This is a genomic window from Sulfitobacter sp. OXR-159 (assembly GCF_034377145.1).
GTDB lineage: Bacteria > Pseudomonadota > Alphaproteobacteria > Rhodobacterales > Rhodobacteraceae > Sulfitobacter.
This window is the reverse complement of sequence record NZ_CP139708.1, coordinates 64,502-79,390: the sequence shown is the minus strand read 5'-3', so window position 1 is coordinate 79,390 and position 14,889 is coordinate 64,502. Positions and strand designations below refer to the sequence as shown.

The 14,889-nt window shown below is 61.6% G+C and carries 13 protein-coding genes; 10 read left to right on the top strand and 3 right to left on the bottom strand.

What is annotated here, in order from left to right; translation table 11 throughout:
- Positions 1 to 165 precede the first annotated feature (165 nt).
- Positions 166 to 1,386 carry an MFS transporter gene (locus tag T8A63_RS18330; RefSeq protein ID WP_067916452.1) on the top strand — a complete coding sequence of 407 codons (1,221 nt, stop codon included), beginning with the start codon at positions 166 to 168 and terminating at the stop codon, positions 1,384 to 1,386.
- Positions 1,387 to 1,392: 6 nt separating this feature from the next.
- On the opposite strand, the gene T8A63_RS18325 is transcribed toward T8A63_RS18330, so the two are convergent.
- Positions 1,393 to 3,456, bottom strand: a complete 2,064-nt coding sequence (locus tag T8A63_RS18325) for an NAD(+) synthase (RefSeq protein ID WP_322346042.1) — start codon at positions 3,454 to 3,456, stop codon at positions 1,393 to 1,395.
- Complete coding sequence (locus T8A63_RS18320; protein WP_300052978.1) at positions 3,453 to 3,956, bottom strand: CinA family protein; 504 nt, start codon at positions 3,954 to 3,956, stop codon at positions 3,453 to 3,455. The genes T8A63_RS18325 and T8A63_RS18320 overlap by 4 nt, the downstream gene beginning before the upstream one ends.
- Before the next feature lie 134 nt (positions 3,957 to 4,090).
- On the opposite strand from T8A63_RS18320, the gene T8A63_RS18315 reads away from it, so the two are divergent.
- From T8A63_RS18315 to T8A63_RS18290, 6 genes are all read left to right on the top strand, one after another.
- Positions 4,091 to 4,720 (top strand): glutathione S-transferase family protein, encoded by a 630-nt coding sequence (locus T8A63_RS18315; protein ID WP_322346040.1) that lies wholly within the window; start codon positions 4,091 to 4,093, stop codon positions 4,718 to 4,720.
- Positions 4,721 to 4,893: 173 nt separating this feature from the next.
- Positions 4,894 to 5,982 carry an acyl-CoA dehydrogenase gene (locus T8A63_RS18310; RefSeq protein WP_322346038.1) on the top strand — a complete coding sequence of 363 codons (1,089 nt, stop codon included), beginning with the start codon at positions 4,894 to 4,896 and terminating at the stop codon, positions 5,980 to 5,982.
- The gene (locus tag T8A63_RS18305) at positions 5,979 to 6,677 is read left to right on the top strand and encodes a PIG-L family deacetylase (protein WP_322346037.1); all 699 of its coding nucleotides are present in this window, start codon (positions 5,979 to 5,981) and stop codon (positions 6,675 to 6,677) included. The genes T8A63_RS18310 and T8A63_RS18305 overlap by 4 nt, the downstream gene beginning before the upstream one ends.
- Positions 6,677 to 7,240 (top strand): class I SAM-dependent methyltransferase, encoded by a 564-nt coding sequence (locus tag T8A63_RS18300; RefSeq protein WP_067628818.1) that lies wholly within the window; start codon positions 6,677 to 6,679, stop codon positions 7,238 to 7,240. Before T8A63_RS18305 ends, T8A63_RS18300 begins: the two co-directional genes overlap by 1 nt.
- Positions 7,237 to 8,283 (top strand): glycosyltransferase family A protein, encoded by a 1,047-nt coding sequence (locus T8A63_RS18295; RefSeq protein WP_322346033.1) that lies wholly within the window; start codon positions 7,237 to 7,239, stop codon positions 8,281 to 8,283. Before T8A63_RS18300 ends, T8A63_RS18295 begins: the two co-directional genes overlap by 4 nt.
- 101 nt (positions 8,284 to 8,384) lie before the next feature.
- On the top strand, positions 8,385 to 10,448 hold the full coding sequence (locus T8A63_RS18290; RefSeq protein WP_322346031.1) for a catalase: 2,064 nt from the start codon (positions 8,385 to 8,387) through the stop codon (positions 10,446 to 10,448).
- A gap of 38 nt (positions 10,449 to 10,486) precedes the next feature.
- Here the strand turns inward: T8A63_RS18290 and T8A63_RS18285 are convergent, their stop codons facing one another.
- Positions 10,487 to 11,269, bottom strand: a complete 783-nt coding sequence (locus T8A63_RS18285; RefSeq protein WP_067936249.1) for an IclR family transcriptional regulator — start codon at positions 11,267 to 11,269, stop codon at positions 10,487 to 10,489.
- 165 nt (positions 11,270 to 11,434) lie between these two features.
- Here T8A63_RS18285 and T8A63_RS18280 point away from each other — a divergent pair, with 165 nt between their 5' ends.
- From T8A63_RS18280 to T8A63_RS18270, 3 genes are all read left to right on the top strand, one after another.
- Positions 11,435 to 12,952: an ABC transporter substrate-binding protein gene (locus T8A63_RS18280; protein ID WP_067628811.1), complete on the top strand. Its 1,518-nt coding sequence runs from the start codon at positions 11,435 to 11,437 to the stop codon at positions 12,950 to 12,952.
- A gap of 114 nt (positions 12,953 to 13,066) precedes the next feature.
- Positions 13,067 to 13,984, top strand: coding sequence for an ABC transporter permease (locus T8A63_RS18275; protein WP_322346027.1), 918 nt, complete (start codon positions 13,067 to 13,069; stop codon positions 13,982 to 13,984).
- A 1-nt stretch (position 13,985) separates the two neighbouring features.
- Positions 13,986 to 14,888, top strand: a complete 903-nt coding sequence (locus T8A63_RS18270) for an ABC transporter permease (protein ID WP_322346026.1) — start codon at positions 13,986 to 13,988, stop codon at positions 14,886 to 14,888.
- Position 14,889 lies beyond the last annotated feature (1 nt).

Genomic DNA, 14,889 nt, shown 5'->3' with positions numbered 1-14,889 from the left:
TTCCCTGACGGGGCCGCTGGCTGTTACCACTATGGCGCGGAACCCAGCCCGGTGAAAGGGCGCGGGGGTTGATTACTAGAAATTCGATTGCCGCCGCACATATTCCGGCCCAAAGGCCAGGCAATCACCGGGGCCAAGGCCAGACAAAAGACCAAAGGGGACATCATGCGCGCGACGGTTCTACCACTGGCGACACTGCTACTGGGCTTCTCGCTTTTGCAGATGAGCAACGGGCTGCAAGGCACGCTTTTGGCCGTGCGCGCGGGGCTTGAGGGGTTTGGCGGGGCGACCACCGGCCTGATCATGTCGGGCTTTTTCGCGGGGCTGAGCATTGGGTCTTTCGTCGCGCCGCGGCTGATCAGCGGCGTGGGGCACATCCGCACCTTTGCCGCGCTCGCCTCTGTCGCCTCTGCGGCGGCGCTGATGCATTTGGCCTTTGTCGACCCTTGGGTCTGGATCGCGGTGCGCTGCCTGACGGGTTTCGCCTTTGCCGGGCTGATCATCGTCACGGAAAGCTGGCTCAATGCGTCGGTCAGTTCCGCGCAGCGGGGCAAGTTGCTGGCGGTTTATGGCATGGTCGGCATGGCATCGGGGGCGGCGGGGCAGTTCCTCCTTAACCTTGGGGATCCGGCTGAGTTCATCCTCTTCGTGCTCGTCTCGATCGTCATGTCGCTGTCGCTGGTGCCGATTTCGCTGAGCCGCGTGGAAGGGCCGCGCTCTGAGGGCGCGCAAGAGCCGCCTTCGCTGCGCCGCCTTTGGGGCCTGTCGCCCTATGGCGCGGTGGCCGCGGGGCTGGTCGGGGCCTCCATCGGGACATTCTACGGGCTGGCACCACTCTTTGCTCAGGAAATGGGATACACGCAGTCCCGCATCGCCCTGCTGATCGCGGCCTTTACGATCGGCGGCTTGGTGCTTCAGTTCCCGCTGGGTTGGATGTCCGACCGGATGAGCCGCCGCGGTCTTGGCGTGGGGCTAGCCGCCGCAGGCAGCGCCTTGATGTTGCTGACCCTGCCGATCCCGGCGCCGACGGGGACGATGCTGCTGGTTCTGGGGTTCGCCATCGGCGGGCTGGTCCTGCCCGCGCAGTCCATCGTGATCGCCCATGTCAACGACCGCGCCCCCGGCTCGGCGGTGGTGGCCGTTTCGGGCGGTTTGGTGTTGATGCAGGGGATTGGCGCGGCAATCGGCCCGCTGCTGGCGGGTGTGCTGCTGGATACATTGGGGCCGCGCGGCCTGCCGCTGGCGCTAGGCGGCTTTCAACTTATTATTGTGGCATGGGGGCTGCTGCGCATGACCCTGCGCAGCGATCCCGAAACCCAAGAGCGTCACGCGGCACCGCCGCTGACCCCGAACTTTGTCGAAGGTGAGTTGAGCCGCGAGGAATAGCGCGGCTCAGCCTTTCGGCCAGCTTTCCGGCACGTTGCTGCGCAACTCTTCCAACCACGGGGTTGCGACACTATCCGAAGGCGCGCGCCAGTCACCGCGCGGCGACAACGCGCCCCCGGCGCTGACCTTGGGCCCATTCGGCAAGGCCGAGCGTTTGAACTGGCTGGTGGCAAAGAAACGGTGCAGGAATTTTTCGAGCCAATGGCGGATGGTTTCCAAGTCATAGGCGTTGCGTTTGGCCTGCGGGAAGCCTTCGGGCCAGCGCCCTTCTTCGATGTCGTGCCATGCGTGCCACGCCAGAAAGGCCACCTTTGACGGCGCAAGCCCATAGCGCATGGTGTGAAAGAGAAAGAAGTCGTTCAGCTCATAGGGGCCGATCATCGCCTCGGTGCTTTGGATCTCTTCATCTTCGCCTGCGGGCACCAATTCGGGAGAGATTTCGGTGTCCAGAATGGCTTGCAGCACCCCGTCCGTCTCTGCGTCGAACTGGCCCGAGCGGGTGGCCCAACGGATCAGATACTGGATCAGAGTCTTCGGCACGCCGGTGTTCACCGCGTAATGGCTCATCTGGTCGCCGACGCCGTAGGTGCACCAGCCAAGCGCCAGCTCACTCAGATCGCCAGTGCCGATGACGAAGCCCTGCCGCTGGTTGGCCAGCCGGAAAAGGTAATCGGTGCGCAGCCCGGCCTGCACGTTTTCAAAGGTGATGTCATAGACCGGCTCCCCGTCTGAAAAGGGGTGATCCATATCCTCAAGCATCTGCCGCGCGGCGGGGCGGATGTCGATCTCATCAGCAGTGATGCCTATCGCCTTCATCAGCTTCCAAGCGTTGGACTTGGTCCCTTCGGAGGTGGCAAAGCCGGGCATGGTGAACCCAAGAATACGGTCGCGCGGGATGCCCATACGGTCACAGGCTTTGGCCGCCACGATCAGCGCATGGGTCGAATCCAGCCCGCCGGAAATGCCGATCACCATGGTCTTGCCCTTGGTCGCGTCAAACCGGCGGCGCAGCCCTTCGACCTGAATGTTGAATGCCTCGTAGCAGTCTTGGTCGAGGTGGCTCTCGCGGTTCGGCACATAGGGGAAACGGCGCAGCGGGCGGATCAACCCGGCGTTCTCATAGTGCGGTTGATGGGCGAAGGTCACCCGGCGAAACTCTGGCGCGTGGTGCCGCGCGGCGTCGTGGAAACTGCCCGTCCGCATCCGCTCGGACTGGATGCGCCCGCAATCCACATCAGCGATGGTCAGTTCCGGCTCAAGCGAGAAGCGGGTGGATTCCGCCAAAAGGTCGCCCAACTCATGGATCATCCCCTGTCCGTCCCAAGCCAGATCGGTTGTGCTTTCTCCCGGTCCGGCGGCGGAATAGACATAGGCCGCAAAGGCGCGCATGGATTGCGACCGGCACAGCAGATGGCGGTCAGAGGATTTCCCGATCACGATGTTGGAGGCCGAAAGGTTGGCAAGGATCAGCGCCCCCCCAAGTGCGGCCTCCGACGAGGGCGGCGCGGGCGTCCAGAGGTCTTCGCAGATCTCGGCATGGAAGATCAGGCCGGGCAGGTCTGTCGCTTCAAAAATCAGATCATCCCCGAAGGGCACCCGGCGGCCCGCGACGGTGATCTCTCCCCCGGTGTCCCGGCCATGGGCGAACCAGCGTTTCTCATAGAACTCACGGTAATTCGGCAGATAAGACTTCGGCACAACGCCCAGCACCTGCCCGCGCGAAATGGCGATGGCGCAGTTGTACAGCCGCCCCTCCCGGCGCAGCGGCGCGCCGAGCAGGATCACGGGGGTCATCTCGGCACTGGCTTCGACAAGCGCGCCAAGCGCCTCTTCCACCGCATTCAACAGCGCATCCTGCATGTGCAGATCGTCAATGGCATAGGACGAGAGCGACAGTTCGGGACAGACCAGCAGATCGACACGCGCCGCATCGGCGCGGCGCATTTCGTCCAGCAGGCTATCGCGGTTGAAGGCCACATCAGCAGGCCGCACATGGGGTGTACAGGTCGCCACCCGGACAAAGCCGTGACGGTGGTAGGCGGTAAAGGCGGCGGCTTGGCTCTTGCTCACATCAGGCTCTCTTCCAACATATCCAATATCGTTTCAAGGCATCGCTGCCGGATTGCATCGCGGCCAATGGCCCCAAAGGACTCGGCCCGATGAACCGTGTTACATCCCTCGCGTGCAAGCGCAAAATGCACAAGCCCCTCTTCGTCCTCGGGGCGTCCCGGTCCGGCAAATCCGGTGGTCGAGACGGCGATCTGCGCACCTGAGCGCGCCATTGCCCCTTCGGCCATCGCAATCGCCACAGGGCGGGAGACCGCGCCACATGCGTCCAAAAGCGCCCGGTCGACCCCCAAAAGCTGGTGTTTGGACTGATCCGTATAGCTGACGAAACCACGCTCAAACGCATGAGAGCAACCTTCGATATCCGTCAGAAGGGCGGCAACCAGCCCGCCGGTGCAGCTTTCGGCGGTGGCGATATGGATGTCCCGCGCGCAAAGCTTTTCCAAAACGGATTTCGCGCGATCAGCGATGTCGGGCTGCGATAGGGGATCACTTTTCTGCATCTTCGCTCCGCAAATTGGTGCCTTGTCAAGCAAACCTCCTGCCACCCCCGCGGTTCCTTACGTTGACCCGCCGCAAACTGCCTGCTTAACATTGCAAGAAATTAAACCGCGCATCTGCATATGGGACCAAAGCGATGATTGACCTTTACACATGGACCACCCCGAACGGCCGCAAGGTCTCGATCCTACTGGAAGAATTGGGGATCGACTATAACGTGCATTCCATCAACATCGGCAAGGATGAGCAGCACAGTCCCGCCTTCCTCAAAATCAGCCCCAACAACAAAATCCCCGCCATCGTGGACCATGACACCGGGGTGAGCTTGATGGAATCCGGCGCGATCATGGTCTACCTCGCTGAGAAATATGGCCGCTTTCTGCCCGAAGGTCAGGCCGCGCGGGCCGAGGTGATGCAATGGTTGATGTGGCAAATGGGCGGCTTTGGCCCCATGGCCGGGCAGGCGCATCATTTCCTGCATTTCAATCCCGGCAAGGCCGCCTATGCCGAAGAACGCTTCGGCGCCGAGGTCAAACGCCTCTACAGCGTGCTCGACAAACAGCTTGAGGGGCGTGATCACATCTGCGGCGAATACTCCATCGCCGATATGGCCTGCTGGCCTTGGGTGTCGCGCTATGAATGGCAGCAGATCGACCTTGCCGATTACCCCAATGTCCGGGCGTGGTACCAGCGGCTGCGCGCGCGCGAGGCAGTGCGAAAGGGATACCATGTGCCCAAGGTGATGGGCGAGATTCCTGAGGGCTGAAATCGGCTCCCCCCTCGCGGCTGCAACGTAAGGGGGAACCAAGGCATAAGTTGATCGGTTGCACTGTCAAAGGCAGTGCTACCGACCGCGCAGGCTGCCCGTTTCATGAATGGGGGCTGAATCGTGATGCTTGATCTGATGATGATACCCGTGAGCGGCTGTCGGAAACTGCCATGAACAGTGCGCCGCGTTTCGATCCTTTTCCGCCCAGTTCTCAACCGGATGTCCTTTCTCAAGCGGCCCGAAGCGCATTGCGCAAAGCGGCCCGGGATGAGGAGGCGGGCACGGCACCGATCAGCGCCTCCATCGACATTCTGCGCGACGCGGGTCTGATGCTCGAAGACGGTGCTGCCTCCCCCCTGCGCACCGCCCATGCGCTGATGCAAATCGGCGCGGCCAATCTTAGCGTGGGGCGTTTGTGGGAAGGCCACGTTAACGCGCTGCGCCTGATCCGGCTCTACGGCAGTCCGGCACAGGCAGAACACGCAAAACAGGTGATCAAAGACGGGGGACTGTTGGGGGTTTGGGGGGCCAATGGCGGCACGCCTACAACGGCCGAGTGCGGGGTGTTGCAAGGTGAGAAGATCTTCGCCTCTGGTCTCGGTACCGTCACGCACGCGCTTATCACGCTCAATTCCGGCGCGCAGGTGCAGCTTGCGCTGATCGATGTGACCGCCCCGAAACGGGGCGATGCCACGCAATGGGACATGCTGGGGATGCGGGCCACGGCCTCGGGGACGTATAATTTCTCCGGGCTGCCCTTGGGCGAGGACGCCCTTATCGGTGCCCCGGGTGACTACCTGAAAGAGCCACATTTCATCGGCGGGGTCTGGCGGATCGCGGCGCTTCAGGCTGGCGCGGCCGCGGGGTTGATCGATGCGGCGGCCAGCACCCTGCGCGATATAGACCGACTTGAAGCCGAAGCCCAATTGGCGCGGCTGATGCAGGTCTTGATGCGGGTCTGGGCCGGGATGGCACTGGTCGAACGCGCAGGCGAGGCCAGCGTGGGCGACCACGAGGGAGAGACCATCGTCGGCACCTCCATCGCGGCGCGGCTCTACACCGAGGAAGTTGCCCTCGACACGATCAAAGCGGTTGAGCAAAGCCTCGGCCTGCGGCATTTCACGGCTTCTTCTGAGACTGGCCGCATGGCGCGGGACCTGTCGGTCTACCTGCGCCAAGCAGCGCGGGACGCCTTTCTGCAACGTGCCGCGGGCCAGGCACTTTCCAGTGAAAAAGCGACTTGGGGTGTCTTTGGATGAGCCGCAACGCGCCTCTGGCCGATGCCCTGTCGGGCCGTGAAAAGATCGTGGTCTTGGCACCGCATCCGGACGATGAAACACTTGGCTGCGGCGGCCTTTTGGCCCGTGCCTTTGCAGGCGCCGGGGCGCATGTTGTCTGCGTGACCGATGGCAGCGCCAGCCACCCCGCCTCTCGCGAATGGCCCCCGGAGCGATTGGCCGAAATGCGCCGTGGCGAGCTGATTGAGGCGATTGAAATCCTCGGCGGCGGCGCGGCGGACCTGACGTGGCTCGGCCACCCTGACAGCCGTTTGCATGAGGTTTCCGCTGCCGACATCCTGCCCCCGCTGACAGCGGCAATCGACGGCCAAGCCGCGCGCCACGTCTTTGTTCCCGCCCGCGAAGACAAGCATTGCGATCATCAGACAACCGCACAACTGGCCGAGGCGTTGCGGGCGCAGCGCCCCAATCTGCATTTCCACAGCTACCCGGTCTGGAGCCGTTTTGACGATCCAAACTTCGCAGCGAAGACCGCAGGCTACGCCCCCCTCACCCTCGACACCGCCACCTACCGTGGGGCCAAAACTGCCGCGATCCGGGCGCATCGCAGCCAGCTTGGACAGGTCGTGCAAGACGACCCCCAAGGGTTTGTCCTGCCCGGTGCGATGATCGACCTTTTCGCGCAGCAAGATGAGATTTTCTGGAGGATGCCGTGATGGGCGTGGGGTTGGATCATCTTCAGGGTCTTTATGCCGAGACGAGCGATCCTTGGGGGTTTGAGCACAGCGCCTATGAGCAGGCCAAATTCGCGGCGACACGGGCGGCGCTTGCGCAAGATGGCTACCGCTCGGCCTTTGAGTTGGGCTGCGGCAATGGGCAATTGGCGCGGCACCTGATTGACCTTTGCGCGCGTTATACCGGGATGGACGCCGTGGCCAGCGCCCTCATCGCCGCGCGGCAAGCGGTGCCTGAGGGGCGGTTCATTCAAGGCTTCTATCCCGGCCCCCTGCCCGAGGGTGACTTTGATCTGCTGATCCTGTCAGAGGTGCTTTATTTTCTGGATCATCCGGGGCTGGAGCATCTGGCCTCCGACATCGCGACCCGTTGGCCGCAGGCCGAGATCATCTGTGTGACCTGGCGCGGTGACACCGGGAACCCGCTTCAGGGAGAAGAGGCGCTCAAGGGCTTTGCACGTGCGCTCAGCACCCATGAATTCACCTGCGTGAGTGAGACCGAGAACTACCGCATCGACCGCGCGTTTCCGGGGGAGCGGGCATGAGTTTCGAGCGCTGGAAGGACACCGCAATCATCATCCCCGCCCGAAATGAGGCGGAGCGGATCGGCGCCTGCCTGGGCGCTCTTGCCTCGCAGTGCAATGACCGTATTCGCGTGATCCTTGTGGTGAACAACACCGACGACGACACCGCCAAGATTGCCACGCTTGCGGCGGCGCGACATGGCATCGACCTTTCTGTGCTCGACCTCACCTTTCCGCCCGGCATGGGGGTCGGGGCGGCGCGGCGGAAGGGCTGCGCCGTGGCCATGGAGCAGATGCCCCATCTGCGCCAGATCCTGACCACCGATGCCGATTGCCGCGTCAGCCCCGATTGGGTCGCCCGCAGCATTCAACACCTGCACCGCTACGATGCCCTTTGTGGCAAGGTCACGCTGAACCCCGAAGAAGCCGCCTGTCTGGCGTGGCAAGACCCCGGCCTAGAGGCCAATGAGTCCGCCTATCGCCGCTTGGTGCTGGAACTCTACGCCCGCCATGCCCCCAACTGCGCCGATCTGCAAAACAGCCACGGCGAAGCACCGGGGGCCAGCCTTGGCTTTACCCGCGCGGCCTATGAGGCCGTCGGCGGCTTCGCCCCGATTCCCTGCGGCGAGGACCGCGCGATCATCCGCGCCGCGCGGGCGGCGGGCCTTCGGGTGCATCACGCGGATGACATCTGGGTCGAAGCCTCTTGCAGGCTTGTCGGACGGGCGGCGGGCGGAATGGCGGATACCCTGCGCATTCGGCTGGCCGGAACGGAATATCTGGCCGACGACTGTTTGCCGAATGTAGCGACCCTTCTTGATCAGGTGCAGCGCGGCACTTTGGGGTGCTGGCCCGCGCAGGTGCCGCAACCGCAGCGCGTCCCGGTCCGAGAACTGCCTGTACATATCGCAAAGCTGCGCGCCTTTCTAAACCTGCCAGAGAGAGAGGAAGCAACCGCGTCGCCCGCTCAGGCGCTAACCAATTGCTGGAGGGGCGAGAACTTTCCCGCTCAAGTCGCAGTAACCTCGGAACCCCGCACCGCCGGGACGGTTGAACTTTCATAGGGTCGGGCGATTACCGCCCCCTCTGGAGCGGCCATCTGTGCCCGCCACATATTAGCAAGAAATCCTCTCGATTATTTCCGGGGGCGCTGTGGAGAAAGATCATGACAGACAAAGAACTTGGCAAAGGCGGTGAACCCCGCCAGCGAACCACGGACCGCGAAAAGACGATGACGACTGCGCAGGGCGGTCCGATCGCGGATGATCAGAACTCGCTCAAAGCAGGCCCGCGCGGCCCGGTTTTGATGGAAGACCATGTTTTCCGCGAAAAGATATTCCATTTTGATCACGAGCGCATTCCAGAGCGTGTCGTTCACGCCCGCGGCTACGGGGTGCATGGGCATTTCGAACTCAAAGAAGCGATCCCCGAACTCTCTGCCGCCGATATTTTCCAGCGCGTCGGTGAAAAGACCCCGACCTTCACCCGTTTCTCAACCGTCGCGGGCAACAAAGGCTCTTTCGATCTGGCCCGTGACGTGCGCGGCTTTGCGACGAAGTTCTACACCAAAGAGGGCAACTGGGACTTGGTGGGCAACAACATCCCCGTGTTCTTCATCCAAGACGCGATCAAATTCCCCGACCTCATCCACTCCGTCAAAGCCGCCCCCGACCGGGGCTTCCCACAGGCGCAATCGGCGCATGACAACTTTTGGGATTTCGTGTCCCTCTCACCCGAAGCGATCCACATGACGGTTTGGCAGATGTCTGACCGGGCGATCCCACGTTCCTTCCGCTTCATGGAAGGCTTTGGCGTGCACACCTTCCGGCTGGTCAATGCCGAGGGCAAATCCCACTACGTCAAGTTCCACTGGAAGCCCAAGCAGGGCGTGCAATCAGTGGTCTGGAACGAAGCGCTCAAGATCAACGGCGCGGACCCTGATTTCCACCGCCGCGACATGTGGGATGCCATCGACGCGGGCGATTACCCGCAGTGGGATCTGGGCATTCAGGTCTTTGATGACGACTTTGCCGATAACTTTGAGTTCGACATCCTCGACGCGACCAAGCTGATCCCCGAAGAGCAGGTGCCAGTGCGCATTATCGGCACGCTGACGCTGGATGCCAATGTCGACAACTTCTTTGCCGAGACCGAGCAGGTGGCCTTTTGCACCCAGAACATCGTGCGCGGGATCGACCACACGAACGACCCGCTGCTGCAGGGTCGGAACTTTTCCTACCTCGACACGCAGATCAAACGGCTCGGCGGGCCGAACTTCACCCATATTCCGATCAACGCGCCGAAATGCCCGTTCCACCATTTCCAGCAAGACGGCCATATGGCGATGCACAACCCCAAGGGCCGCGTGAACTATGAGCCCAACAGCTGGGGCGACGATGGTGGCCCGCGTGAAAACCCTGAGATTGGGTTCAAAAGCTACACGGAAGAGGTCAGTGGCACCAAACAGCGCGTGCGCTCTGAGACATTCGCCGACCACTACAGCCAAGCGCGGCAGTTCTACATCAGCCAGACCGAGATCGAACAGCAGCATATCGCGGCGGCCTATACGTTCGAGCTGTCGAAATGTCAGGAAGAGCGCATTCGCCTGCGGATGCTGTCGCATCTGATGAACGTGCATGACGATCTGGCCAAACAAGTGGCCGAAGGTCTTGGCGTGACCGAGATGCCGGAACCGGCCACACCCGCGCGGGAACCGATCACCGATCTGCCGCCATCAGATGCGCTCAGCATTCTGAAAAACCCGCCGAACACTTTCGCGGGCCGCAAGCTGGGTCTGTTCCTGACGGAGGGCGCCGATGCGTCGATCGTGGAAGCCTTGGAGAAAACATTCGCCGATGAAGGTGCGATGGTCGCGATCGTGACGCCGCATATCCAAGGGGTAACCCTGTCAGATGGCAGCACCCGCGCGGCGGATGAGAAGATCGACGGCGGGCCGTCGGTGGTCTTTGATGCGGTGGCCTTGGTCTTTGGCGACGAAAAGGCTGACAAGATCGCCAAGAACAAACCCTCGCAGGATTTCGTCTCGGACGCCTTTGCGCATAACAAGTTCATCGCGTGGACCAAAGCCGCGGACCCGCTGCTCAAAGCCGCCGGCGTTGAGAAGGACGAGGGCACGGTGGAAGTCTCTGCCGAGAATGCCGATGATTTCCTTCAATCCTGCCGCAAGCTGCGGTTCTGGCAGCGCGAAGAAAAGCTGAACTGGGAATAAGAAATCAAAGGCCGGGGCAGAAATGCTCCGGCCTTTTTCTAGCGCCGATGCACCTGTGAGGATGGTGAAATCGCGTTCGCCGTGTCCTGCAACCGCGGCAGAATTTCGGCCCTGATCCGCTCGCGCGTCCAGGTGTGAGCCGAGACCGAACATTGCACCGCCGCAAAGGCGCGCCCGTCGGGGCCGGTGATCGGGCAAGCCACACCGATCTCTGACAGAATCATCTGATCGCTTGAAATCGCATGGCCATGTTGGACGGCCTCATTGATGCTGTTGCGGATCGTGGCGCGGTCCATCGTGGTGCGCGCGGTAAAGGGTTTGAGCGGCCAAGTCTCAATCGCCTCTTCCCGATCCTCGGGCGAGAAGGTCGAGATGATCGCCCGCCCCGCCGATGTCGAAAGCGCAGGCAACCGCCGCCCGATCACCGTCGCCGCGAAGTAGGTCCGTTGGCAGGGCAAGCGGCTGACGTAGATGATATGGTCCTTGGAAAGCTCGGCCAGATTCACCGTCTCACCGATCTCTTGGCTGAGGTCGATCAGCTTGGGAATCGCCTGCCCGACCAGTTGATCTGACCAGTAATAAGCATAGGCCAGTTCGAGCCATGCATGGGAGGGGCGATAGCGCCGGGTGGCCGGATCCTTCTCCAACATGCCTTCGATATGCAGTGTATTCGCAAGGCGTTGCACGGCACTTTTGTCCAGCCCGCTGCGCGCGGCCAGCTCTACCAGTGACAATTCCGTATGCGATTCATCAAAAGCGCGGAGCAGTCGCAGCCCCTTGGCCAGTGATCCCACATAGAGCGTATTTTGCTTCTTTTCCAATCACCTACCCCTGAAACCGGCCTAATTCTTCAAACCGGGGCTTGACGTATGCCAAGCTCATTGCGTTTACTAATCGTATAGCGATATCAAGTATTATTATATGATACGCTTCGCAAGTCAAAAACGATACGAAACCGAGTTCGTAAACCAACAGGGGAGTTGACCATGAAATCCACGGTCCTGAAATCTACCATCACCGGGCTTGTCCTTGCCGCCGCCACGGGTGCGGCTTGGGCGGACAAGGCAGACGACACGCTGAACGTCGCCTTCACAAAAGAGCTTGAGAACGTCGACAGCTACTTCAACTCATCGCGCGAAGGCGTTGTGCTGCAGCGCGCGGTCTGGGACGGGTTGATCTACCGCGATCCGGTCAGCAACGAATACATGGGCAACCTCGCTACCGAATGGGAATGGATCGACGACACGACCATCGAATTCAAATTGCGCGAAGGTGTGAAATTTCACGACGGGTCGGACTTCACCGCTGACGATGTGGTGTTCACCGTCAACTACGTAGCCGATGAGGCCAATGGCGTGAAAACGCAGCGCAACGTGAACTGGATGAAATCGGCCGAGAAGATCGACGATTACACCGTCCGCATCATGCTGAAAGAGAAATTCCCAGCGGCCATCGAATTCCTGTCCGGCCCCGTGTCGATGTACCCCAGCGACTACTACGAAGAAGCTGGCCCCGAAGGCATGGGCCTGAAACCCGTCGGCACCGGCCCCTACAAAGTGACCGAAGTCGTCCCCGGCCAGCACTTCAAACTGGAAGCCTATGAAGGCTATCACGACAGCCCCAAAGGCAAGCCCAGCATCAAAAACGTAGATATCCGCACCATTCCGGATGTTAACACCCAGATGGCCGAACTGTTCAGCGGGTCGCTCGATCTGATCTGGCAGGTGCCATCCGATCAAGCCGAAAAGCTGGCGGAGCGGGACGAGTTCCAAGTCTCCAACGAATCCACTATGCGTGTGGGTTATCTGACGTTGGATGCGGCAGGCCGCTCCGAAGACAGCCCCTTCACCGATATCCGCGTGCGGAAGGCCGTGAACTACGCCATCAACCGTCAGGAACTGGTCGACGCGCTGCTCAAGGGCAAGTCCAAAGTCGTCTACACCCCCTGCTTCCCCAGCCAGTTTGGCTGCGACGAAGAGGCGGCGGTCGAATATGAGTACAACCCCGAGAAGGCCAAAGAACTGCTGGCCGAAGCGGGCTATGAAGACGGTCTGACCATCGACTTTTATGCCTACCGCGACCGTGAATATGCCGAGGCGATCACCAGCTATCTCAACGCCGTGGGCATCGATACCAACTTCAAGATGTTGCAGTATTCCGCCCTGCGCGAGCAGAACATGAAGGGTGAAACCGCCGTGTCGTTCCAGACATGGGGCAGCTATTCGATCAACGACGCCTCTGCCATGGTCAGCCAGTTCTTCAAACATGGCTCGCTCGACTACGCGATGGACGATGAGACGCTGGAATACCTCAACACAGCCGACAGCTCGACCGACCCAGAGGTCCGCAAAGAGAACTACTCCAAGGCGATTGAGCGCATCACCGAGGAAGCCTATTGGGCGCCGATGTTCTCCTACAACACCAACTACGTGACCACCAATGAGGTGGACTACACGCCCACAGCCGACGAAGTTCTGCGCTTCACCACGGCCAGCTGGAAGTAAACCAATCTGCAGGGGCGCCGTGCTCGGTGCCCCTGCCCTGCTTTTTTCCGCACCCCACCCAGACCCACGCAGCAGGCCATCCGCCTGCGGCGCAGCCTCAAGGTAGTTGCACCCGTGCTTCAATTCATTCTCAAACGCTTGGGACTGGCCCTTCTCGTGGCCTTTACCGTGTCGTTTATCAGCTTTAGCCTGCTGTTTCTGTCGGGCGACCCTGCCGCAGCACTTGCGGGCGAAACCGCCAGTGGCGAAGACATCGAGGCGCTGCGCCGCCTCTACGGGTTCGACCGGCCCATGCTGGTGCAATACGGCGAATGGCTGTTCTCGGTCCTTCAGGGCGATTTCGGCGAGAGCTATTATTTCCGCCTGCCCGTCGCCTCGCTGATTGCCGACCGTCTGAGCGTGACCATGACGCTGGGTGTCTGTGGCATTGTATTTGCCCTGCTGACAGCCGTGCCGCTTGGCGTGGTCGCCGCGATCCGCCCCAATTCGATCATTGACCGTGTGGCCCTGTTTATCTCGGTCGCGGGGCAAGCGATGCCGAGCTTTTGGTTCGGCCTAATCCTGATCGTAGTCTTCGCGATCCAACTGGGCTGGCTGCCGCCTTCGGGCACCGACACGTGGCGGCATTTCATCCTGCCGACCGTAGTGCTGGGCTATTACGCCATGCCCGCCATCATGCGCCTGACGCGCGCCGGGATGCTGGACGTGCTGAACTCGGACTACATCCGGACCGCGCGGGCCAAGGGGGCCAATGAACGCCGCGTGCTGTTCCGCCACGCGCTGCGCAACGCGATCATCCCGGTGGTGAGCCTTGCCGCCGTGCAGATGGGCTTCATGCTTGGCGGCTCCATCGTGGTTGAATCGATCTTTGCCCTGCATGGCGCGGGCTATCTGGCGTGGGAAAGCATCGCGCGGAATGACCTGCCCACCGTACAGGCGCTGATCCTGATTTTCTCGATGTTCTACATCGTTTTCACCTTCCTCGCAGACGTGCTGAACGCATGGCTCGACCCCCGCATGAGGAGCAGCTGACATGATCACCGCTGGTACACATGACAGCCTTTTAGACGAAATCACCGGCCCGACCCCCGGCCAGATGCTGCGCAAGCGCATCTTTGGGCACCAAGGTCTGCTGATCGGGGCGGTCGTTCTGATCATCCTCACGATCATTGCGATCCTCGCGCCGTGGATAGCCCCGCATGATCCCTATGCCCAAAGCCTGATGACCCGGATGGAGCCGCCTGTGTTCCTTGGCGGCGATTGGGAACATCCGTTGGGCACCGACCACCTTGGCCGCGATTACCTGTCGCGCCTGATCTACGGTGCGCGTATTTCGCTGCTGATCGGAGCCGTGGCGGCGTTGATCTCGGGCGTAATCGGCACAGCCATGGGCGTCGCTGCGGGCTACTTCGGTGGCAAGGTCGACGCGGTCGTCACCTTCCTGATCAACGTGCGTCTGGCGATGCCGGTGGTGTTGGTGGCCCTCGCGGTTGTGGCGATCCTCGGCGGCTCGCTTCAAGTCGTGATCGGCGTTCTGGGCCTGCTGCTTTGGGACCGTTTCGCGGTGGTCATGCGCGCCTCGACCATGCAGGTGCGGCGGCGCGAATATGTGGCGGCGGCTCAGGTCATCGGCGCCTCCACCCCGCGCATCCTTTTGTCTGAGATCATGCCCAATATCGCCAACAACCTGATCGTCGTCGTGACGCTGGAAATGGCCCATGCGATCCTGCTCGAGGCGGCCCTGTCCTTCCTTGGCCTTGGCGTGCAACCGCCGACGCCAAGCTGGGGGCTGATGGTCTCCGAAGGCAAGAACATGATGCTGTTCGAGCCGTGGCTCGTCCTGATCCCCGGCGCTGTCCTTTTCGTGCTGGTGCTGGCGATCAACCTGATGGGTGACGGCCTGCGCGACGTGACCGCCCCCGAAAACCGGAGCTGAC